The sequence below is a fragment of the Flavobacterium sp. U410 genome, from assembly GCF_053570605.1.
In genome coordinates this window covers 107,769-129,761 of the sequence record NZ_JBSEFI010000001.1, presented here as the reverse complement: position 1 = coordinate 129,761, position 21,993 = coordinate 107,769, and the positions used below count along the sequence as shown (strand labels likewise).

The 21,993-nt window shown below is 35.1% G+C and carries 29 protein-coding genes and 2 tRNA genes; 23 read left to right on the top strand and 8 right to left on the bottom strand.

Annotated elements, in window-relative coordinates; all coding sequences use genetic code 11:
• Positions 1 to 58 precede the first annotated feature (58 nt).
• From ACUSJC_RS00645 to ACUSJC_RS00610, 8 genes are all read left to right on the top strand, one after another.
• Complete coding sequence (locus ACUSJC_RS00645; RefSeq protein ID WP_449267617.1) at positions 59 to 559, top strand: cupin domain-containing protein; 501 nt, start codon at positions 59 to 61, stop codon at positions 557 to 559.
• 21 nt (positions 560 to 580) lie between these two features.
• Entirely contained in the window at positions 581 to 1,480 is a 900-nt protein-coding gene (locus ACUSJC_RS00640; RefSeq protein WP_449267616.1) for a dihydrodipicolinate synthase family protein, read from the top strand.
• A 20-nt stretch (positions 1,481 to 1,500) separates the two neighbouring features.
• Positions 1,501 to 1,731 (top strand): thioredoxin family protein, encoded by a 231-nt coding sequence (locus ACUSJC_RS00635; protein ID WP_163490640.1) that lies wholly within the window; start codon positions 1,501 to 1,503, stop codon positions 1,729 to 1,731.
• Positions 1,732 to 1,808: 77 nt separating this feature from the next.
• Positions 1,809 to 2,255 (top strand): GNAT family N-acetyltransferase, encoded by a 447-nt coding sequence (locus ACUSJC_RS00630; RefSeq protein WP_449267615.1) that lies wholly within the window; start codon positions 1,809 to 1,811, stop codon positions 2,253 to 2,255.
• A 43-nt stretch (positions 2,256 to 2,298) separates the two neighbouring features.
• A tRNA-Cys gene (locus tag ACUSJC_RS00625) sits at positions 2,299 to 2,369 on the top strand.
• A 19-nt stretch (positions 2,370 to 2,388) separates the two neighbouring features.
• A complete protein-coding gene (locus ACUSJC_RS00620) occupies positions 2,389 to 3,108 on the top strand; it encodes an AAA family ATPase (RefSeq protein ID WP_449267614.1) in 720 nt (239 codons plus the stop codon).
• Positions 3,105 to 3,854, top strand: coding sequence for a YggS family pyridoxal phosphate-dependent enzyme (locus ACUSJC_RS00615; protein WP_449267613.1), 750 nt, complete (start codon positions 3,105 to 3,107; stop codon positions 3,852 to 3,854). The genes ACUSJC_RS00620 and ACUSJC_RS00615 overlap by 4 nt, the downstream gene beginning before the upstream one ends.
• On the top strand, positions 3,851 to 4,291 hold the full coding sequence (locus tag ACUSJC_RS00610; protein WP_449267612.1) for a carboxymuconolactone decarboxylase family protein: 441 nt from the start codon (positions 3,851 to 3,853) through the stop codon (positions 4,289 to 4,291). Before ACUSJC_RS00615 ends, ACUSJC_RS00610 begins: the two co-directional genes overlap by 4 nt.
• A 96-nt stretch (positions 4,292 to 4,387) precedes the next feature.
• Here ACUSJC_RS00610 and ACUSJC_RS00605 read toward each other — a convergent pair whose 3' ends face one another.
• Positions 4,388 to 4,987: a DNA alkylation repair protein gene (locus ACUSJC_RS00605; RefSeq protein ID WP_449267611.1), complete on the bottom strand. Its 600-nt coding sequence runs from the start codon at positions 4,985 to 4,987 to the stop codon at positions 4,388 to 4,390.
• A gap of 37 nt (positions 4,988 to 5,024) precedes the next feature.
• On the opposite strand from ACUSJC_RS00605, the gene ACUSJC_RS00600 reads away from it, so the two are divergent.
• From ACUSJC_RS00600 to ACUSJC_RS00580, 5 genes are all read left to right on the top strand, one after another.
• Positions 5,025 to 5,174 (top strand): hypothetical protein, encoded by a 150-nt coding sequence (locus ACUSJC_RS00600; protein ID WP_449267610.1) that lies wholly within the window; start codon positions 5,025 to 5,027, stop codon positions 5,172 to 5,174.
• Positions 5,175 to 5,271: 97 nt separating this feature from the next.
• Positions 5,272 to 5,976 carry a helix-turn-helix transcriptional regulator gene (locus ACUSJC_RS00595; protein WP_449267609.1) on the top strand — a complete coding sequence of 235 codons (705 nt, stop codon included), beginning with the start codon at positions 5,272 to 5,274 and terminating at the stop codon, positions 5,974 to 5,976.
• Between the two features lie 69 nt (positions 5,977 to 6,045).
• Positions 6,046 to 6,675: a hypothetical protein gene (locus tag ACUSJC_RS00590; RefSeq protein ID WP_449267608.1), complete on the top strand. Its 630-nt coding sequence runs from the start codon at positions 6,046 to 6,048 to the stop codon at positions 6,673 to 6,675.
• 2 nt (positions 6,676 to 6,677) lie between these two features.
• A complete protein-coding gene (locus ACUSJC_RS00585; protein ID WP_449267607.1) occupies positions 6,678 to 7,151 on the top strand; it encodes a DUF1905 domain-containing protein in 474 nt (157 codons plus the stop codon).
• Positions 7,152 to 7,158: 7 nt separating this feature from the next.
• The gene (locus ACUSJC_RS00580) at positions 7,159 to 7,602 is read left to right on the top strand and encodes a GyrI-like domain-containing protein (RefSeq protein WP_449267606.1); all 444 of its coding nucleotides are present in this window, start codon (positions 7,159 to 7,161) and stop codon (positions 7,600 to 7,602) included.
• Positions 7,603 to 7,676: 74 nt separating this feature from the next.
• Here the strand turns inward: ACUSJC_RS00580 and ACUSJC_RS00575 are convergent, their stop codons facing one another.
• Entirely contained in the window at positions 7,677 to 8,015 is a 339-nt protein-coding gene (locus tag ACUSJC_RS00575; protein WP_449267605.1) for a winged helix-turn-helix transcriptional regulator, read from the bottom strand.
• Positions 8,016 to 8,107: 92 nt separating this feature from the next.
• Here ACUSJC_RS00575 and ACUSJC_RS00570 point away from each other — a divergent pair, with 92 nt between their 5' ends.
• The 4 genes from ACUSJC_RS00570 to ACUSJC_RS00555 all read left to right on the top strand — a co-directional run bounded on the left by ACUSJC_RS00570 (position 8,108) and on the right by ACUSJC_RS00555 (position 10,826).
• A complete protein-coding gene (locus ACUSJC_RS00570) occupies positions 8,108 to 8,746 on the top strand; it encodes a peroxiredoxin-like family protein (protein ID WP_449267604.1) in 639 nt (212 codons plus the stop codon).
• Positions 8,743 to 9,543, top strand: a complete 801-nt coding sequence (locus tag ACUSJC_RS00565; RefSeq protein WP_449267603.1) for a DNA alkylation repair protein — start codon at positions 8,743 to 8,745, stop codon at positions 9,541 to 9,543. Before ACUSJC_RS00570 ends, ACUSJC_RS00565 begins: the two co-directional genes overlap by 4 nt.
• Before the next feature lie 102 nt (positions 9,544 to 9,645).
• Positions 9,646 to 10,410, top strand: a complete 765-nt coding sequence (locus tag ACUSJC_RS00560; protein ID WP_449267602.1) for a DUF6597 domain-containing transcriptional factor — start codon at positions 9,646 to 9,648, stop codon at positions 10,408 to 10,410.
• 29 nt (positions 10,411 to 10,439) lie between these two features.
• Positions 10,440 to 10,826 carry a VOC family protein gene (locus ACUSJC_RS00555; protein ID WP_449267601.1) on the top strand — a complete coding sequence of 129 codons (387 nt, stop codon included), beginning with the start codon at positions 10,440 to 10,442 and terminating at the stop codon, positions 10,824 to 10,826.
• Positions 10,827 to 10,911: 85 nt separating this feature from the next.
• Here the strand turns inward: ACUSJC_RS00555 and ACUSJC_RS00550 are convergent, their stop codons facing one another.
• On the bottom strand, positions 10,912 to 11,691 hold the full coding sequence (locus tag ACUSJC_RS00550) for a helix-turn-helix domain-containing protein (RefSeq protein ID WP_449267600.1): 780 nt from the start codon (positions 11,689 to 11,691) through the stop codon (positions 10,912 to 10,914).
• Positions 11,692 to 11,783: 92 nt separating this feature from the next.
• Between ACUSJC_RS00550 and ACUSJC_RS00545 the strand changes: the two genes are divergently transcribed.
• From ACUSJC_RS00545 to ACUSJC_RS00530, 4 genes are read left to right on the top strand one after another with little or no spacing between them, the layout of a single operon-like run.
• Entirely contained in the window at positions 11,784 to 12,044 is a 261-nt protein-coding gene (locus ACUSJC_RS00545; protein ID WP_133713638.1) for a hypothetical protein, read from the top strand.
• A complete protein-coding gene (locus ACUSJC_RS00540; RefSeq protein ID WP_449267599.1) occupies positions 12,031 to 13,365 on the top strand; it encodes a TolC family protein in 1,335 nt (444 codons plus the stop codon). The genes ACUSJC_RS00545 and ACUSJC_RS00540 overlap by 14 nt, the downstream gene beginning before the upstream one ends.
• A 10-nt stretch (positions 13,366 to 13,375) precedes the next feature.
• A complete protein-coding gene (locus ACUSJC_RS00535) occupies positions 13,376 to 14,422 on the top strand; it encodes an HlyD family secretion protein (RefSeq protein WP_449267598.1) in 1,047 nt (348 codons plus the stop codon).
• Positions 14,423 to 14,424: 2 nt separating this feature from the next.
• Positions 14,425 to 16,014, top strand: a complete 1,590-nt coding sequence (locus tag ACUSJC_RS00530) for an MFS transporter (RefSeq protein WP_449267597.1) — start codon at positions 14,425 to 14,427, stop codon at positions 16,012 to 16,014.
• Between the two features lie 185 nt (positions 16,015 to 16,199).
• Here ACUSJC_RS00530 and ACUSJC_RS00525 read toward each other — a convergent pair whose 3' ends face one another.
• From ACUSJC_RS00525 to ACUSJC_RS00505, 5 genes are all read right to left on the bottom strand, one after another.
• Positions 16,200 to 16,616, bottom strand: coding sequence for a hypothetical protein (locus ACUSJC_RS00525; RefSeq protein ID WP_449267596.1), 417 nt, complete (start codon positions 16,614 to 16,616; stop codon positions 16,200 to 16,202).
• A gap of 493 nt (positions 16,617 to 17,109) precedes the next feature.
• Positions 17,110 to 17,186, bottom strand: a tRNA-His gene (locus ACUSJC_RS00520).
• Positions 17,187 to 17,292: 106 nt separating this feature from the next.
• Complete coding sequence (gene bshB1 / locus ACUSJC_RS00515; RefSeq protein WP_449267595.1) at positions 17,293 to 18,009, bottom strand: bacillithiol biosynthesis deacetylase BshB1; 717 nt, start codon at positions 18,007 to 18,009, stop codon at positions 17,293 to 17,295.
• Positions 18,010 to 18,047: 38 nt separating this feature from the next.
• Complete coding sequence (locus ACUSJC_RS00510; protein ID WP_449267594.1) at positions 18,048 to 19,097, bottom strand: chorismate-binding protein; 1,050 nt, start codon at positions 19,095 to 19,097, stop codon at positions 18,048 to 18,050.
• A gap of 1 nt (position 19,098) precedes the next feature.
• Positions 19,099 to 19,521 (bottom strand): PaaI family thioesterase, encoded by a 423-nt coding sequence (locus tag ACUSJC_RS00505; protein WP_449267593.1) that lies wholly within the window; start codon positions 19,519 to 19,521, stop codon positions 19,099 to 19,101.
• Between the two features lie 124 nt (positions 19,522 to 19,645).
• Here ACUSJC_RS00505 and ACUSJC_RS00500 point away from each other — a divergent pair, with 124 nt between their 5' ends.
• Together ACUSJC_RS00500 and ACUSJC_RS00495 are read left to right on the top strand one after the other, a co-directional pair.
• A complete protein-coding gene (locus ACUSJC_RS00500; protein ID WP_449267592.1) occupies positions 19,646 to 21,205 on the top strand; it encodes a hypothetical protein in 1,560 nt (519 codons plus the stop codon).
• Positions 21,206 to 21,223: 18 nt separating this feature from the next.
• On the top strand, positions 21,224 to 21,865 hold the full coding sequence (locus ACUSJC_RS00495; RefSeq protein WP_449267591.1) for a DUF1579 domain-containing protein: 642 nt from the start codon (positions 21,224 to 21,226) through the stop codon (positions 21,863 to 21,865).
• The last annotated feature ends 128 nt before the right edge of the window (positions 21,866 to 21,993 follow it).

Below are 21,993 nucleotides of genomic sequence, written 5' to 3'. Positions count from 1 at the left end.
TCCAAAGATACGATACTTTTGTAGTGCAATAATGCAACAGAACTATAAAAAATCAGTTATGTCAAAATTAGAAACAGCAGAAGCCGTAAAGAAATCAATCCACGCTGAGCAAAAGCAATTTAGCTCAAAAGATTTTCATCAGACCTTTGCCAGGCCAACCTACGTAAAGCCTTCTCACGTTATTCACAAAAACGTTGAAAATGCAGGTGTACACAACCAATTTTCGGAGGAAAGAAAACACCCGGTGTTCTTCGTTGACCTGCCGAGTAAAAATGTAAGTATGACCATCGGTGGTTTATTGCCCGGACAAAAAACACACCTGCACCGCCACACCTATGAAACCGTTTTGTATGTACTCGAAGGTAAGGGTTGGACAAAAGTAGAAGATGAGATCGTAGAATGGGAAGCAGGTGATGCAGTTTACATTCCGTCCTGGGCATGGCATCAGCACCAGAATTTGAGCGAGAGCGAACCGGCCAAATACATCGCTTGCGAAAATGCCCCTCAACTTCAAAACCTTGGCGTAGCATTACGTGAGGAAGAGGGCAGAGATTTTTAACCTTTAAAATAAGATTACAAAATGAATAACGTACCATTTAAAGGTGTGATTGCCTATCCGATTACACCCTTTGACGACAATGAGCAGATAGATATTCCCTTGTTCAAAAAACAAGTGGAACGGTTGGTCGCCACCGGTGCCCACGGTATTGCTCCGCTTGGAAGTACAGGTGTAATGCCTTACCTGAATGATACCGAAAAAGAGGCCATAACCGAGGCAACGATGCAACAGGTGGCAGGAAGAGTACCGACATTGGTAGGCGTTTCAAACCTTACAACCGAGCGAACCGTTTATCACGCAAAATTTGCTGAAAAAGCAGGTGCTACAGCCGTAATGATCATCCCGATGAGTTATTGGAAACTAACCGATGATGAAATTGTGAAACACTATGATACAGTAGCCTCCAAAATTGCTATTCCTATTATGGCGTACAACAATCCGGCTACAGGTGGTGTGGATATGTCACCTACATTACTGAAGCGTTTACTGGAAATCCCGAACGTAACGATGATAAAGGAAAGTACAGGCGATATACAGCGTATGCACTACCTGAGAAAGGAATTGGGCGAAGAGGTCGCATTTTTCAACGGCTCCAATCCGCTGGCATTAGCCGCATTTTCTGCCGGAGCAAGAGGCTGGTGTACAGCTGCTCCCAATCTGATACCCGAGCTGAATTTGGCACTCTATGATGCCATACAGGAAAATGATCTGGAGAAAGCGAGAACCGTATTCTACAAACAAGTTGATCTGTTGAAATTCATTGTAGCCAAAGGGTTGCCACGTTCCATTAAAGCAGGTCTGGATTTGTTGGGTGTAGGCGGTGGAGGTTTTAAAAGTCCCATTCAACCACTTAGTCAAAATGAAATAGCGGAACTGGATCGCATCCTTTCCGCCATAGAAAACGAAGTTTATCAAAGTTAAATCGCTAAAAACAAAGCAAAATGACAAAAGCAATTTTTTATCACGCAGGTTGCCCTGTATGTGTAAGTGCAGAACAGGATATTTTAAGTTTCATTCCAGAGAACCAGGTAGAAGTAATTCATTTGGGAGAAGATAAAGCCAAAGTAAAGGATGCAGAAGTGGCAGGTGTACAATCCGTTCCGGCATTGGTACTATCTAACGGGAATGTATTACACATCAACTTTGGAGCTTCTATCGAAGATTTAAAGTAAAAAAGATTAAGCCTGAAGGAAAATCTTTCAGGCTAATCTTGATTCAAGTCAATTAATTTCTTATATACAAATTATAAATGAATTACGAAATCAAAAAAGCCAATCTTGAAGACTTGGACACAGCATCGGAGCTGTTCAACCTTTATCGCATTTTTTATCGCCAAGCAGACGATTTAGAAAAATGTAAACAATTTATCAAAGAACGATTAGACAACGACCAATCGAATATTTTTGTCGTGTACGCAGACGGCAAAGCGGTGGGGTTTGTCCAGTTGTACAAACTCTATCATTACATTAAATTACAAAAACAGTGGTTGTTGAGCGATTTGTTTGTGCATCCTGATTATAGAGGACAAGGGCTTTCGGTAGCATTAATAGACAGAGCAAAGCAATGGTGTGATGAAACAGGAGCCTGCGGATTGATGCTTGAAACCGAAAAGACAAACGACATCGGTAATAAACTCTATCCACGTTGCGGTTTTGAGTATGATGGCAACCATAATTATTACTATTGGTGGAAGTAACGGACAAGGTAGACTAAATCTGTTCGCCTTGTTATAAAAAAATGGTCGGGTGGTCGAGTGGTCAGACAAGGGTACGCAATACCTTTCACAGTGGTTCAAATCCATTCCCGACCTCACTTAATCCTATGTTTTGATGAACATATTTGACCTTATTATAAACGACAACGAAAAGGTATCATTAAAAGATATTTTCCTTGATGAAGCTAACAGACAAAAGTTTGAGCAGCTTATCAAAGAACATCAGTATATGGGAGAATTAAGCCGGTACGGACTGCCTGTAAATAACAAAATATTGCTTCAGGGCAGTTCGGGTTGTGGCAAGACAATGACTGCCAAAGCCATTGCAAATGCATTGGATAAAAATATACTCATACTCAATTTAAGCAATATAGTCTGTTCCCGCATAGGAGAGACATCGCAAAATATCAAACAGGTATTTGACAAAGCAGGCAGGGAAAAAGCTGTTTTGTTTTTAGATGAATTTGACCAGATTGGAAAAGCCAGGGGCAGCGATGATAAAGATGTAGGCGAAATGCGAAGATTGGTAAATACCTTGATACAGTTAATAGATTACTTTCCTGAAAAAGCATTGTTGCTATGTGCCACTAACCACCCCGAAATTATTGATACTGCTTTGCTAAGGCGGTTTCAGCTGCGGATCAATTTTGAAATGCCTGCACAACAGGTTTTAGACGAGTATTACAACAAACTACTATCCGGGTTTCCAACAGCATTACAGAGTATAAAACGTAAATACAACATCTCATTTGCTGAAGCGAAAGACCATACGTTTACACTGGTAAAATCGGAACTGATAAGAACCCTGGAAGAAAAAAAATGTATGGAAGTATGAACGAAGAAATTTTACAAAACATTGCCGTTATACAAGAACGAATAAACAATGCCTGCATAAAAAGTAACAGAAATCCCAACGAAATAAAATTACTATTGGCAACCAAAACCGTTCCTTCGGAACGTATCAAAATTGCATTGCAGGCAGGATATACACTAATAGCCGAAAACAAGGTGCAGGAACTAAAAGAAAAATACGGGGCATTAAAAGAAGTTCCGCATACCAATCACTTTATCGGGCATTTGCAAACCAATAAAATTAAAGACCTGTTGAAATATAATGTGTCCTGCATTCAGTCGCTTGACCGTTTGGATTTGGCAGAGAAATTACACAAACGCTTACAGTTTGAAAACAAGATCATAGAAGTATTGATACAGGTGAATACTTCTAATGAAGAAAGTAAATTTGGTATAATTCCTGATAATGCCATTGAATTGATAAAACAGGTTGCACAGTTGGAAACCCTAAAAATAAAGGGTTTGATGACCATAGGTCTGTTTAGTGCCGAAACCGAGAAAGTAAGGCTATGTTTTAAATTATTGAAAAGTATTCAACAGGAAATTATTGCTTTAAATATTCCCAATGTAGAGATGCAAGAATTATCTATGGGAATGAGCGGAGATTTGGAAACAGCCATAGAAGAAGGTGCAACCATTGTAAGGGTTGGAACCGCTATATTTGGACAGAGAATATATCCCGATAGTTATTATTGGAATGAAAACCATCATTTAAAACAGAAAAAATGAAACAACGTATCAACATTAGCCAACTGGAGCCAACTGCTTATAAAATATTGTTTGAAATGGAAGGTTACCTATCACGGACAGATGTATCTTTTGCAATTCGCGAACTCATTAAAATACGCGTATCCCAGATCAATAAATGTGCTTATTGTATCACAATTCATACGAAAGATGCAAGAAAGGCGGGAGAAACCGAACAGCGAATTTATGCTTTATCTGCCTGGGAAGAAAGTCCACTGTTCTCAGATGAAGAACGTGCAGTACTTGCCTTTACGGAAGAAGTGACTAAAATATCAGAACACGGCGTAACGGATAAAACTTACCACAATATGCAGCAATATTTTACAGATCACCAGATTGCTCAAATCACTATAGCCATTGGCCAGATCAATTTTTGGAATCGCATAGCAGTAACTTCCAAAATTTTCCATCAGAATTGATGAAGAAATCTAATAAGACATAAGTAAAAGCCAAGAGTTCCAAGATATGAGGGCTTCCGTCCGATTTTATCTTTTACTGATGTGCCGTTCTGCTCTTTATTTCGTTTTGGTAAGTTTATAAGTAAATGCTGTTTTTTTATCTGTCAAGTCCCAGGTCGAGGTTTCAACTAATACTTTCTCAGGATGTTTTTTACTGATATCCCTAAGTGCATTGCCAACGGATTTTCGTAAGTATTCACTATCATCAGATTTGTGTGAACTGATGAGTTGTATGGCTACGTTAGGATTATCTTTAAAATAAGGACGACTTGTCCAGATGCGTAGTCCTTCAATAACAGCTCTTTTTATATTTGCATTTTTGTCTGACAGCCACTTTTGTATGGTTGGTAGACTTTTTTCATAGCCAATGGTCTGGCAGTAATAATCAAATGCTTTTGCCAGCATTTCCTGCACTCTCCAATTGGTATCATCTGCAATCCGTGTTTCAAGCATTTCAAGTGCTTGAGAATTGTCTGCAGAAAGCTGACCGAACAAATAGGTAGCCAGCATCCGTACCTGATAATGTTCATCGGTTGAGAAGCCTACAGCTAGGTCAAAAGGACTATACGATTTATCTTTTAAAATAAGATCACCAGCTTCGATAATGTGCTTAAAGCCGTGTTCAATTTTCTTAATACCTTCCAATAGTTGATCCATATTACCCAGTTTATTGACTTAACCGTAATCATTCTTGATGTGGAAAAGTATAACAAACTTAGTGAAAAGTTATGTAATCCCTTCTTCATTTAAAAATCCGTATGGAACTTTGTTCACTTTAGGCTTTAACAATGCCACTTATTACCCTTTATTTGATAATTTTGGAGACCATTATAATGATTTATAGACAAGAGGCAAATCGTTATTTTCGATGAAAAATTAATTAGACAACCTACTTTCTTAAATTTGAAAGAATAATATTAACGATCATTAAGTGTTTCCAAATGAGTGATAACGACACAAAACGGCTTTCCAGATTAACGGCTATATTAACTCAATTACAGACAAAACGACTTTTAACAGCTAACGAATTGGCTGAAAAGTTTTCAATTAGTAAACGCACTATATACAGAGATATTAAAGCCCTAGAACAAGCAGGAGTTCCCATTTTAACAGAAGAAGGAAAAGGATATACACTGATGGAAGGATACAGAATTCCACCCGTGATGTTTTCTGAAAACGAAGCCAACGCACTGATTACAGCTGAACAATTGGTGTTGAAAAACAAAGACGAATCTTTTGTCAGGGATTACACCAGTGCAATCAACAAAATAAAGTCCGTATTGAGAAACAACACAAAAGAGAAAGCCAACCTGCTTTCTGAAAGAACAATGTCAGGACATAATTGGGAAAACAACCGAACGAGTAACAATTTGTCCATTTTACAATTAGCATTAACTAATTTCAACCTCGTAAATATTACCTATTATTCACCAGATAGTCACCAGACTACAGAACGAACGATAGAACCTTTTGCCCTATACACCACACAAGAAAATTGGCTGTTAATAGCTTTTTGTCGCTTAAGAAAAGATTATAGAGCTTTTAGATTAGATCGTATAAAAATATTAAAGATTCAGAATGAAACATTTGAGCCACATAAATTAACATTTCAGGAATACATTGACATGGTTAATAAAAAATGTTAAGCACCCTTGCCATACTGTTGTCATCTTCCCATTCTAACTTTGCATCAGTATTAATTTAATAAGATAAAAATGATTAGAATAAGTAGTAAGGCGGCCAAAGCAATGGAATTTACACGTTTTAGAAAAAAAGAAAATGTTTCTGATGACGAAATCCTATTTGCTGCATTAGAATTCGAAAAAACTATTGCTTCTCAGAATGGATTAATTTTTCATTGTTTGGTTCGTAATTATGATAATGAGTATGCTAACGTGCTGTTCAGTGAATCTATTCAAAGTTTAAAAGATTTAGAAACCAATTTTGGGCAACATACCGCAGCGAAAAACTTCTTTCAATTAATAGAAATGTCTTCTGTGAAAGTGGAATGTCACGAGATCAAAAAAGAACATTTTTTAATTCCATCTGATTTTTCGTGTATCGAAAAAGGAACTTTTTCTCTGAATACAACTGATGATGTACGGAAATTACAGTCCATTTCTGAAGATATTGAAACCAGATATTTAAATCAATTTGAGAATACAAAGGCACATTTTATTGGGCAAATAGATAGTAATTTGTTTTCAGAGATAACCATCGGAAAAACACTTGCCAAAACAAAGCAGATCTGTTTTGGCTATTTTGATAATCCTTATGGTCTGGAATTATTAAATCGTGCCGATAAAGAAAGTATGGAACTGGATTTTTGGTATCTGATTGCATAAAAATGGTAAAACAAATCCCATTGGTTGACAAAATTTATATTCTTGAAAAGTTTCAAGGAAAGGGAGGTTGGACGTTTGTAAGAATTCCTGAAATTGCTCCAAATAAAAACTCATCTTTTGGCTGGGTAAGAGTTACCGGAACCATTGACGGTTGCGAGATCCGAAACTATAATTTGCAATCCATGGGAAATGGTCTTCTTTTTCTTCCGATAAAATCAGCAATTAGAAAAAAGATCAATAAGCAGGAAGGTGATCCGGTTCACATCATATTGTATGAAGATGTGAATCCAATCGTAATCCCAGAAGAATTAATTCTTTGTATGAAAGAAGTGGAAGGTGTTTACGAAATATTTGCAGCATATTCTGAAAGAAAGAAGATAACAATTCTGAATTGCATCTACTCGGCTAAAACAGACCAAACCAAAGTTAATCGTATAGCAAAAACGATCAACGAAATAATTAAAAAAATCAAATAACTTAAAAATGGAAAATATAACGATTCAGAAATTTTATATAATAGGAATTTCAACAAGAACTATCAACACCAACGGACAATCTGCTATTGATATTGAAACATTATGGCAAAAATTCTGGGGAGAAGAGATCCAAAACCATATTCCCAACAAAATCAATAATGACATCTATGCTGTTTACACCGAATATGAATCCGATTTTACCGGAGAATATACGACAATAATTGGTTTACCAGTTAGTTCTTTAGAAGACATCCCGATAGATATGGTTGGTATCAATATTGAAACCAATAACTATCAAAAAATAGTTTCTAAAGGAAAAATGCCGGAAGCAATTGGAAATACTTGGTTAGAAATTTGGGCAGATAAAGAGCTAGATTCTAAACGAGCTTACAAAGCTGATTTTAGCATTCACGGCGAAAAGTATTATGAAGGTGATAATGCGCGGAGGTAGTAACCTATCTTTCTGTTAAAGAATAATCGGCCATTAAGGATACCTACGTAACCGAGACTGTGAGAAATAAAGTTTTACATGTTTTTAGTTTCTAATAATAAATCACCCCAATCGTTCAGTTTCCAAAGCACATCTACTAATTTTTCACCAAGTGGAGTTAGCGAATACTCTACACGAGGCGGTAATTCATTAAATGATTGTTTGGTTAAAATTCCGTCCGCAATCATTTCGTTTAATTGTTGGTTCAAAACACGTCTGTCCACTTTGGCTATTCCACGCAACATTTCACTTGGTCGTTTCTCACCTTCATTGATACGCCATACAATAGGGATTTTCCATTTTCCACTAATGGCATTTACAGCTATTTCAAGTGGGCAAATTTTTTCTTCTATCGCTCTTTCCTTTGTACTCATAAAATTGACTTTTTTATCCCATAGGGACAATTATATGCGGTATTGTCGTTCTGAATTTAGTTTCAAAACTTTGCAAAAATATAAAAGAATATATGAAAAATTTAAACCAACAGATTGAGGAACTAAACGAAAATTTAGCAGTTCAACTTTCAACAGAAATTTTAGAAGTATTGGGTCAATCTATTCAAGACTTGAAATCCAAAAATATTGAAGAAAATTGTATCGGCATAGGCGATTTGTTTCCCGATTTTAACTTGCCAAATTCGAATATCGAAATAGTACGATTAAAAGAGCTTTTACAAAAAGGAAAAGTGATTGTAGCTTTTTTTCGTGGTAGTTGGTGTCCTTATTGCAACCTCGAATTAAAAGCATTGCAGGACAGCCTAAAACAAATTACCGACAAAAAAACAACTCTTGTGGCAATATCACCGCAAACACCCGATTACAGCAAAGAATTAAAAGGCAATCATAATTTAGATTTTGAAGTATTGACAGACAAGAACAGTACTTTGGCTAAACAGCTTGGCATTTCGTTTAAACTTCAGGATTATGTAGTTCCTGTTTACGAAAATTTAGGTATAGAACTGTCTGAATACAATGGAAATGATAATATTGAATTACCTGTACCTGCTGTATTTCTAATAGATATAAATGGTAGCATTACATACAAATTTATTGATTCCAATTATATGAACAGAATCAATATTCAGGAATTAATTAAACAGTTATGATAGAAGTAAAAAGAAAAGGTGCAAGAAGTACAAAAGACATTCCCGCAGATATTTTAGCAAGTCTCAATCGTGGTGAAATCGAAACCGCCAATCTTGTGGAATGGTTAGCGGTAAACCAACGGCTTTTATTGGAAAATCTACTTAAACAAAATCAAAGAACGGATTATTTAAAACCTGTTCTGTTGAAAATTGACCAACTGAAAAAGCAAACGGTAAATACGATAAATGAAGCTATCGGGACGGGTATTTTTGAGCAGGCAATAAAGAACAATGACAGTGAATTTTTAATGATATTGTCAAAGCATAAAGCCGATTTAGTTCGTTGTTGGGCAACTTATACCATTGGGAAAAACGAAACTTTAAGCATAACAGAAACTCTTAGCAAAATTCAACCCTTTGCAGCAGATAAGCATTTTGGCGTAAGGGAAATAAGCTGGTTGGCTGTAAGAAATAAAATTACTCAAAATCTTACCAAAAGCATTGAGATACTTTCCAAATGGACGACAAGCCAAGATGAGAATATAAGAAGGTTTACTACAGAAGCAACCCGACCACGAGGCGTTTGGTGTAAACATATTGAAGAACTAAAACAAAATCCCGAATTAGCTTTATCAATTTTAGAACCTTTAAAATCCGACACCTCTAAATATGTTCAGGATAGTGTCGGAAATTGGTTAAATGATGCCAGTAAAAGCAATTCTCATTTTGTAATAGAACTTTGTAAAAATTGGGAGATAGAAAGTGATACGAAAGAAACAAAGTACATCATTAAAAAAGCATTAAGAACCAAAAAATAATATTCAATCAGAAAATCAAGAACTAACTATGAATATTTTCTTTAAAAAAATAACTAATTTTAAGTTAAGTTTTGAAGTAAATGATCATTATTAATTGCAAAAATGAATTCTTCCGAAAATCAATTAGAATATATTTCGCGTAAGCCCGATAATTCGTTAACCGATATTGTAGAAAGCATCTGGATGGTAAAAAACAACTCTGATGAAGAAAAAGAAGGCATTATAGTTCCGGATGGAAAAATAGATTTATTTCTGCTAGCTGATGAAAATGGAAATTTTGAAATTTTCATTTCCGGAATATGTTCTGCTCCTATCACCAAACCTCCATTTCCAAAATCTACAATGTTTGCAATCAGCTTTTATCCCATCGCTGCCGAATATATTTTCAAACAATCTTTTGCGGATTTAAATAACACCAAGAAAACACTTCAGACAGGTTACTGGGGATTTTCAAGAGATGATCTAAACGATTTCAACCAATTTTACCATAAAGCTGTTAAGGTTATTTCTTCGTTATTATCCAAAGAAATAGAAGAGCGAAAAAAGAAATTATTTAAACTCATTTATGCGTCTAAAGGAGAAATTACGGTAAAAGAAATCGAAGAAAATGTTTTTTGGAGTAGCAGACAAATGAACCGTTATTTCCATAAATGGTTAGGCGTAACGCTTAAAACTTATCTGAATATTATCCGTTTCTCCAACTCATTAAAACAACTAAAAAATGGAGATTTCTATCCCAAACTCGATTATGCAGACCAATCACATTTTATAAGGGAAGTGAAAAAATTTGCTGGAGTAAAACCAATTATCTTAAATAAAAACGAAAACGACCGATTTATCCAATTTAGCCTGATGCCCGAAAAGTAATTTTGTTCTGTAATTAAAACAAGAATAAAATGAATTTGAATCACATCAATATCGTTGTAAAAGACGTTGAGAAGGCTGTCCATTTGTTTACACAACACTTAGGGTTTAGTTTAATTGTCAATAGAAACAGTAAAATGGCAGTTATGGAAAATAGCAATAATTTTGCCTTAGTTATTTGGGGTCAGGAATTGAACCACAAAGAAAATATACCTGAATATCCGGAAAATTTCCACATCGGATTTTATCAGAAGGATGAGCAAGCAGTTTGGGATATTTATGAAAAATTAAAAACAGAACCTACCTTACAATTTGATAGTGAACCTAAGAAAATTAGGAATACGTTTGGTTTCTATTTCTTTTTTGAAAAGTTGATGATAGAAATAAGTGTTAATCCATTTAAGGATAATATTGCTTAACGTAGTTAGTCGATAGCCCATAAACCACTGAATTTAAAATCATATTTTGAGGGAAGATTATGGTTATGACTACTAGCCATACCTCTTACTTGGTTTTAAATTCAGTAGGTCTCACGTTGGTCAGTTGCTGAAAGTTATTGCTAAACGCAGATATATTCGAATATCCGATTTCATAAGCTATCTCGGTCATGTTCAAATCTGTATCATTAATCAATTCCATTGCTCTTATAATACGTAGCATCTTTAAGTATTGAACAAAAGTGATATGCAATTTGGTTTGGAATAATCTGGTCAAACTTCTCACACTTATTCCTGATTGTTGGGCAATACTATCTAAACTTAGACTTTCATTTAATCGATTTCTAAAGCCGTCGATTATTGCATTAAGCCTTTGATCGTCCGTTGTAGGAAGTTGGATAGAAAATTTTTTGAGATTTTCCTTTGACAATACGCTTTTAAGCGTAGTTAAAAACTCAAATTCCCATGAACCTTCGTAATAATCACCTTGCCATTTCTCGCTAAATGAGAGCATTTCTGCCAGAAGCTTACTAACAGGATAAATACCCAATTCACCATAAAAACTATCTGCTTTTTCATCTGGAAAATAAATATTTATAATGTATAAATCCTGTGTATTAAACATCAGATTGTGAGGGTAGTTTTTGGGTATCCATATATAATGATTAGACGGAATATAGAAATCTTTTGTGTCTGTTTGTAAATAAGCAATTCCCCCATAAACCAATAATAACTGAGCCTTATCGTGCTGATGAGCAGGTAAACGCTGCTCAGTTTGTTGTCGCATCACTAGAATTGACTCAGGATTTTGATCCACAATATTTATTAATTGGCTAAGAATTTCCATATGGCCAAATATAGCAAATATTAGGCTAATTATATAGAAAAATAGCTTGGCATCTTGAATAATTTTGTTGTGTTAATAATCGTAGAATCGTTATGAAACATAAAATCATAAAACCCGACAAAGATTCTGAGCTTGAAATACAAGCTCAAAAATCTGAACATAAATTAATTCGTACAGATGAAGAAATAGATAAAGCCAGCATCTACTGGCTGGCTTGTGCCTATTCCAGTCCCTTTATGCCAATGGTCGATTTAAGCTTTGCTTTCGATGAGTTGAAAAAGCTTATAAAACAATGGTTAGAAAAGAGAAAGAAACCAATCATTTATAAAAACAAAACTAATGAAACAATATAAAACAGTTCCGATCCTGGGTGTACTGATGCTGTTACTTGCACCTCATATTTATGCTCAGCATACAGAAAAAGTCCAACCTTTAAGTTTGGAAGAAATATGGAAAGTTGCAGAAATGAATAATCGACAACTGAAACTATCTGATCTAAATCTTCAGCAAAGTAAAATAGAAATATTGGAAGCCAAAGACCGTTTGTTGCCCGAACTTTCAGTAGGTGGAGACATAAAACTCAATTCTAAATTTCTGATTTACGACAATGGATTATTCTCCTCTCCACAAGATGTGCCTGTAAAAAGTTATGGGTACGGAATGGGATACAACTTAAACTATAACCTCTACAACGGAGGTAAGGACAAGAGAAACGTAGCCATGAAAAAGGAAGAAGAGACACGAAAACAATATGAAGTTGATCTGCAAAAGCATAGTGTAAAATATAATGTTACAGTTGCTTATTTTGATTTATATAAGTTTTTGCATTTCTATGATTTTCTAAATGCAGAGATTGAAGCAGAAAAAAAGCAATTGAGATTGATAGAAAGCCTGCATAAAAACGGCACCGTACTAAAGAGTGATGTACTGAGAACCTCTGTGAAATTGTCTCAACTGGAACTTAATCTTTCCGATGTTACGAAAAAGATTGAAATCGCCAAACAACGGCTCAATATTCTGATGGGACGTGAAAATGATATGGGGCTAGCAATCAAATACGAAGATAGAATTGAATTAAACGCTATCACAGAAGGTGACTACAATGACTATGTAGACATTGCTATCAACAAATCTCCAGAATACAAAATAGCTGGTAGTGACATCAAATGGAGCGAACTGAATGTAAAACAAGTGAAAGCTACGCTATTGCCCAAAGTTTCTTTGTACTCTAACTATAATTACAACTATCCACAGATTTCCTTTTATCCGTATTCAAATGACTTGTGGGGATTTGGTCAGACAGGAATTAAAGTACAGTATTCGATTGATAATTTGTACAAAAGCAAACATACCATTGCTCGTGCCCAGGTTGTCAGCAATCAGGCTAAAGAAAAAGCAGAAATGAAGAAGGACGAAATCTCTCTTCAGGTAAAAGAAGCTTATTTACAACAAAAACAGGCTTTGGAGAGCGTGGAAACGGCAGAACAAAATATTATTAAAACTACTGAAACTGTCCGTGTTATCAGAAGTAGCTATCTAAATCAAGAATCACTACTAACCGATCTTTTGGAAGCAGAAAATGCTTTATTGGAAGCAAAATTCAATCTTACATCAGCACAAACAAACGTAAAAGTAACCCATATCAGACTATTAGCAATTATAGGAATTCTTTAATACAAATATTATGAACAAAAATAAAACAGATAAAATTATTGTAAGTCTAACCAAATGGTTTGGTATCGCATTATTCGTAGGGATCATTATTTGGGGAGCTACCTATTTCTTAAAAGGGTATCGCTATGAACAGACCAATGATGCACAGGTAGATGCTTATCTTTCACCGATAAACGCAAAAGTGGGTGGCTATATCAGCAAAATATATTACAAGGACAATCAGCTTGTTAAAAAAGGCGATACGCTTGTGGTCATTGAGTTGGACGAGTATGGACTGAAAAAAGATGCTGCATCAGCAGAGCTCATGAGTTCACACGCCAAATTACCTATTTTGACCGCAAACGAAGAAACACAGCTTAAAAGCATTGAGGTTATAAAAGCACAATTGGCAGGAGCTAAAGCAAGATTGAACCAACAGCAAAAAGAATTTGACCGTTATAAAAATTTATTGGCGGATGAATCTACCACACAACAGAAATTCGATAACATCAGTGCTTCTTTATCCATTGCACAGTCAGATTATGATCAGGCTAAAGCTTCTTTACAAGTAGCAGAATCTAAACTCAATGATTTTAGAGCTCAACATAATGCGATACAGGCAGAGATAAAAATTAAAGAAACACTTGTTCAAAGACAGGAATTAGACATTAGATACACGGTTATCACTGCACCTTTTGATGGACAAATTGGTAAAAAGACTATTCAGGAAGGTCAACTGATACAAGCTGGGCAAACATTGGCTTTTCTGGTGAACAAAGCCGAGGAAAAATGGGTGATTGCAAATTTTAAAGAAACACAGATTGGCAACTTCAAGATTGGACAAGCGGTATCCATAGAAGTTGATGCCTTTCCAAATGAAAAATTCAATGGTACTATCGAATCACTTTCGCCCACCACAGGTTCACGTTATTCCCTACTGCCACCGGATAATGCTACAGGCAATTTTGTCAAAATCATCCAACGGATTCCTGTAAGAATTAAACTAACCGATACGCCTGAAAAATTAGGGAAACTCTCTGCCGGAATGAATGCCAATGTTTATGTTTTAAAAGATTAATTATGCAAGCACATAAAATACCTGTTTTCAAATCCTGGGTATCTGAATGGATGGCTAGATCCGTCATATTTGCGATTCTGATGACTTGTCTGTTTAGCTTCGCTTTTTATAGCAGTCCTATTGCAACGATGGGATTTTACGGTATACAGCCTACCGATGTACAATATGGTATGGTTGTTATTTATGGCTCTACGGTAGCTTTCTTGGCACTTGATTTTCGGATCGTAAAATATTTTGCACCTAGGAAATATTTACTGATTGCCCTTGCCGTAAATGCAATATGTTCTGTGATTTGTTTTCATTTCAAAGATTGGACATTGTTTGTTATCTGCCAGTTTTTTCAAGGAATTACCTGTGCGTTGATGTCAGGAATCGTCTTACAACTTATTTTTCCAAGATTACAGTCTATACGTGCCCGTGTGATTGCTTTTAGCCTACTGTATGGCAGCATACAGATTGCCGTTCCTTTTTATTCTATTTTTACCAGCTTGGTCATTCATTTTTTTGATTTTAACTGGCTGTTCTACGGATTTATTGTCATACTCTTCATTCTAACAATTACTGTATTGCTAACAATGAACAGTAAAGCTCGATTTACCAAAAAAATCCCACTTTATCAGGTGGATTGGATAGGTTATCTGTTTTACGTGTCTTTCATCTTAATCTTAGGATACATCCTTGTATATGGCCGACAATTGGGCTGGTTCGGTAGTTCATTAATCGCTACGCTTAGTGTAATCAATTTAATTATTCTTTCACTTTTCATCATTAGAGAATTGAAGCTTAAACGACCATTAATCAACTTACAGATTTTCAAGACAAAGAATTTTGTCATTGGGTTATTACTACTTTTTACATTTTATATTTTTAAGGGAAGTACAGGACTTGCTTACGGCTATCTTGAAGTAATTTTAGGAAATGACCCACTGAGCACCATTCCGATATGGACGTCTGTAATTTTTGGAACTACAGTGAGTATGTTCATTACCTCCAGATTTGTCTTGATGGGCTACAACCTGATAAGAATAATTATTGCTGGCTTTGGAATAATGGCGATCTATTATGCTTATATGATACTATTTGTTTCTGTGCAGGGCGAAACAATTGATTTCATTCTACCGATGTTTATTTATGGTGTGGCAACAGGAGTCTTATTTGTTCCTATTGTTTCGTTTACCGCTTCATCAGCGCCTCCCAAAATTGCGATCAATGCATCGCTTGTCGGTATATTGGCAAGGTTCACCGGTTTTACCGCCAGCTTAGCGTTGAGTAACGAGCTTCAATTATTTGCAAAATCAGGCGTTCGGGAAAAGATTCGGGAAACAATTACGGAAACAAACCCTCAATTGCCAGCTACCCTACTCGATATTCAAAATCAATATATGAATGCGGGCAGTGATATTTATACCTCAAAAACAGTATCCTCAGGCTACTTTAATCAAATGGTGGGTCATCAGATATTGGCTCGTGCCACCAGAGACTATTATGATTTGATGTTGACAGGTGTGATTTTCGTAATTGTTATTTTACTCCTCCTACCACAAATTCAAAACGTTGTTTTGAGATTAAGAAAAGGTAAATCCTATTTTTGACCAGATGGGCGGAAACATTGAAATAAGGGAAGTTTTGAAAAGAGATTAGTATTTAGCAAAACAGAATTAAGAAGCTGTCCGAAAATTACTTTTTGGACAGCTTCTTAATTTTTTATCTTTACAGGGTAATCAAAAGAAACTAAATGGAATAAGCGCCATTATTGTTACCTGCTAGCTTTTATTTATTAGGAGCTCATTAATAGAGTTAATATTAAAGTTAAAATTCCTATTGAAGTTGTAATCCTTCCCATCTTTTTTGATTTTGTCCATCCAGCTAAGGAAATCACTGAAATCAAACTTATAATCCCAAAATAGAAAAACAAACTTCCAATAGTTCTCGGGATCAATAAATCGCTCTCCTCAAATTTAATCGGATAACCATTTGTCGTCATTAATAGAAGTTTGGTCATTGCAAAAATTGTAATCAAGAAGAAGCTGGCTGCTAATGTTGAAAAAAGCATAATGCTTTTAATCAATTTGGTATTCAATTCAGAAACGAGTAAGTTGGCTATTACTGCAATCGAAAATCCGCCAAGTAAAGAACTGATTAATATTGTTTGATCAGCAAGTTTATTCCAATATTCAAACGTAACTTCTATCATTTTTTTCCAATATTTTTATTGTAATTAATCTGATTTAGTTCTCTTATAATTGCCGCTTTTCAGTTTACAGATAATATCTTTTTTTGTAAAACTGCAACGAAAATCAGAAACCGAACATAACAAATGTAGAATTTAATTTTGAATTTTCGGAGAAACTATTGAGGCAAAATTCGGAAAATGAGCCTAAGTGTAGTCATGATTTATGGTCGATGTTGTACATGGTTTTATTTTATAAAAAATAGAGAAATCTATATTGAAAATCTAAGATTTTGGTCGATAAGAAATGAACAAAAATCAGAAACTGAAAACGATTACAAGTAATGGGTAGTCAAGAATTTTCTAAATTCTGTCTATTTTTGGTTTGACTTGTTTTTGGCTCACGCTACTTTCTTTAGCCACGAATCATTGCATAACCTATTTTGAAAAACTATATGACTCCAACAGAATTTAAAGACAAGAAAAAAATAAAAAAGCCTAGCAAATGCTAGGCTTTTGGGGTGAATGATGGGTCTCGAACCCACGACCTTCGGAACCACAATCCGACGCTCTAACCAACTGAGCTACAATCACCATTTAGTTTTACGCTTAAGCTTTTTAAACAAAATTTTGCTATTGCTTAATTGCGAGTGCAAATATATAACATTTACTGTATTTCACAAATAAAAAAATGCTTTTTTTATCGTAAATCTTCTAAACTATTGACAGCCAAATATCTTTCGGTAGTAAATCCTTCTGCAAAATCAACGCCCACTACTCTTCCTAGGTCTTGTGCACGATATGTTATGCTATCTAAAAAGTTTTTAGAAGTGATTGGTGTCACAGGTTCTTTAGAATTTTTATCATAAAACTGAGAACTATATGCTAAAACCGATTCTATTTTTCTATCCATAAAATCAGAAATATCCACTACAAAATCGGGCTCAATATTATACCACTGAATATAATGATATACTATCTTTGGTCGCCAAGCCTCCTGCGTTTCTCCGTTTAACTGTGTTTCCACTTTTCGTAAACCTGATAAAAAACAAGCATCGCTTACCAGTTTACTTCCTTTTCCGTGATCAATATGTCGATCGTGAATGGCATTACACAAAACGATTTCAGGTTGGTATTTACGAATCATTTTAATGATTTCCAATTGGTGTTCTTCGTCATTCATAAAAAATCCGTCTCTGAATTCTAAATTTTCTCTAACAGAAATACCTAATATCTCAGCCGCTTTTGACGCTTCTTCATCTCTAATTTCTGCCGATCCTCGAGTTCCCAATTCGCCACGAGTTAAATCGATAATTCCGACTTTTTTTCCTAACGAAATTTCTTTGGCTAAAGTTCCGGCACAACCTAACTCTACATCATCCGGATGCGCTCCAAAAGCTAAAATATCTAACTTCATTTTTCTATTCTTTTATTGGCTAATGCCAAAATTATTTTTTATAAAATTTTTTTCATGGTCACCGATTTATTCACGGTTTCCAAAAACTCGGCTGTAGGATTACTTTCTCCGGTAATTCCACAACCTATATATAAAGCAATTTGTTTTTCCGATTGCACTTCTAAACAACGTAAATTAACAAATAAATCGGCTTGAAGATTGTTCTCGCTTAAATTCAACTCGCCAATGAAACCTGCATAAAAACTACGATCATATCCTTCTTTCTTTTTTAAGAAGTCTAAAGCTACCGATTTAGGCATGCCACAAACTGCCGGCGTAGGATGCAAAGCTTTAATCACAGCACCTAAATTCGATTCTTTCAATTCAGCTTCAATATCTGTTTTAATGTGTTGAATGGTTCCTGCTGTAGCGGTATACGGTTCCGAAATTGAAATTTGCTGAGCAAAAGGTGTCAACGTTTTTTCGATAAACTGGGTTACCAATTCTTGTTCGACCACTTCTTTTTGTCCCCAAGGTTCATTTTCTTGCACTTTGAGACGCGTTCCTGCCAAAGCTACCGTTTTCACTTTTTGATGATCTGCTTTGAGCAATTGTTCGGGTGAAGCTCCCATCCACATCCCAACTTTCGGATGAAAAAAACAATACTTGAAAGCCGTTGGATATAACTGTAAGATCTTTTGAAAAGTCTTTGCCCAATCCCAATGAGAAACTTCTTGAATTTCTTTTCGCGACGTCACAATTTTTTCACAACTCCCCGATTGGATTTCGGCTACAGCCAAAGCAACTAATTGTTCGAATTGTATTTTATCTTCTTCTTTGAAAGATCCTAATTCCTTTGGCTCTACCGAAAAATTAAAATCACTTGAAATTTCATTTTCTAAATAATCCGACTTTTCTTTGGGAATATAAAACACTTCATCTTGATTAAAACTTGCTAAAACAAAACCACTTTCGGTAAATTGGTCAACAGTATACAACACATTATCCTGTTGTAAATAAGCCTGAATTCTATTATCATTGGGTTTTGAATAAACTACAAAAGGAAGATTTTGAGCTTTATGATGAGTAATTGCTGAAAAAATAGTCATCTTAATTTTTTCTAGGCAAAACCATATTAGTCAACTTACATAACGAAATCAAACGGTTTTCTTCATCCACAATTTTGATTTCCCACAAATGCAAACTTCTTCCCTTATGCACAATTCTCGCCGTTGCATACACTGTTCCTTCTCTTTTGCTTCGCAAATGATTGGCACTAATTTCAATGCCTCGTACTTCTTGTTTTTCAGGATTAATAAACATGATCGATGCAGCACTACCCACACTTTCTGCCAAAGCTACACTTGCTCCGCCATGCAATAAACCCATCGGTTGGTGAACCCTAGGATTTACAGGCATTTTAGCAGTTAAAAAATCTTCTCCGGCATCAATATATTCTATTTCTAACGTTGTCATCAATGTGTTTTTTGACAAATCGTTACATAATTTCAATACAGCTTCTTTATCAAACATTTTTTTGTTTTTTAGATTTCAAAAATACAAATTTCATTTGCTCTGACGAAACACAACAAATCATTTGGTAAAACGTTAACATTTATAAAAAAAACTTATTTTTACCAAAATTTACGACAAACTTATGCGTCAATACATTTTTCTATTAGCACTAGCCATTATATCGTTAGTATCATGCCGAAACGATTTTGATTTTGAATCCAATACCGGAAACCTAGATTTTTCCAGAGATACTGTTTATTTGGATACTGTTTTTACTGATATTGGTTCGAGTACTTATACCCTAAAAGTATACAATAGAACAAACAAAAACATTTCAATACCAACAATTACATTAGGAAAAGGAGAAAGTTCAAATTACCGCTTAATGGTTGACGGAATGCCCGGAAAAGTTTTTCAAAATGTAGAACTTTTGGCTAAAGATAGTATGTATGTTTTCATTGAAGTTACTGCTAATATCGCCGATGCTAATCCTACAGATTTCTTATACACCGATCAAATTTTATTTGGTGACTCAGGAAATCCTCAAAAAGTAGAATTGGTCACTTTAATTCAAGATGCTTATTTCATTTATCCGCAAAGAACGCAGAATCCTGACGAATCATTTAATTACGAATCTCTAAATTTAGGCGTTGATGAAAATGGTGATCCGGTAACTATAAAAGGAATGTTTTTAGACGAAAATGATCCTGTTAACGGAAATGAACTGCATTGGACCAATGAAAAACCGTATGTTATTTATGGCTATGCAGCTGTTCCTTCCAATAAAACCCTAGTGGTTGATCCCGGTGCACGTATCCATTTCCATGCCGAATCAGGATTGATCGTGGCTAATAATGCATCCGTTCATGTGGAAGGAGATTATTCTACTACAGAAGATTTGGAAAATGAAGTTATTTTTGAAGGCGATCGCTTAGAACCCGGATTTTCTGAAACTCCCGGACAATGGGGAACTATTTGGTTTACACAAGGAAGTACCAATAATATTCTTTCTAACTTAACTATTAAAAATGCGACGGTAGGAATGTTAGTGGAAGGAAACGATGGAACTTCCGCACCAACAATTGCCATGGAAAATGTTCAGATTTATAACTCTTCTAATGTTGGTCTTTTAGCCAGAACAGGAAATATTGTTGGACAAAATGTTGTCATAAATAATTGCGGAGAAACAGCACTAGCTTGTAGTTTTGGCGGAAGCTATGATTTTACACATTGTACTTTTGCTAACTATTGGGCAACACCAAGTCAATACTGCATCATGTTTGATGATTACGACGGAAGTCCTGAATATGCCTTAACCCAAGCTAACTTCAAAAACTGTATTGTATATGGTTCGCCTAACCAATCGCTTTCCTTTAGTCGATATGCAACAATTGATTCCAATTATAACTTTCAGTTTGAAAATTGTTTGATTAAATTTATAGATACCGGAAACCAATTTGCTAATATTGCCGAATACAATTTTGACGGCTCTCATTATACAAATTGTATCATTGCAGATACCTATAACACTAGTCTACCTTACTTTAAAAACCCGAATAATAATGAAATGATTATCGGAGAAGATTCTGCAGCAAAAGGAACAGCTAATTTCAGCTATTCATCTGGTACTTATGACATTCTAAATAATGCTAGAACAAATCCTTCTGATATAGGTGCTTATAATTTTACTATCTTTGAGTAAACCAAACACTCAAAAATTATGAAAAAAGTATTTGTACCCTTTGTATTGACTGCACTTTTATTTGTAGCCTGTAAAAAAGAAGAGCCTAAAACAGAAAGCTCTAAACCTGAAGAAGAAACGATTGTAGAAGAGGAAATCATTGAAAAACCCGACTCAGCAACAGTAGCCAAAGCTTGGGAAGTTTATATGACACCATCAAAAGCACACCATATGATGGCAAAAGATGCCGGAACTTGGGATGCTGATCTTACCTTTTGGACGCCGGACAATCCGGAGCCCCAAAAATCTACTTCTCAAGCAGTTTGCAAAATGATCATGGGTGGTCGTTATCAGGAAAATGTTCATATGGGAAATATGTGGGGAATGCCTTTTGAAGGGAAAAGCATAACGGCTTTTGACAATGCCACAGAAGAATTTATTTCTACTTGGATCGATAATATGGGAACCGGATTAATGGTAACTCGAGGAAAATATGATGAAGCAACCAAACAATTAACAATGTTTGGAACTATGGTAGATCCGGTAAGTAAGAAAGAGAAAAAAGTTAAAGAAGTGATTACTTATATTGATGACGATCATCAAAAAATGGAAATGTTTGACATTGATAAAGATGGAAAAGAATTTAAAAATATGGAAATTCTTTCTGAAAGAAAAAAATAACTCCTTTGTAATAAGGAAAAAACTAAGGCTGTTCATTATTGAGCAGCTTTTTTTGTGCATAAAAATAATACTTTGAACTTCTAAAATTTTAGAATAAATTTGCACTTTAAAACAACAACACACCCGAG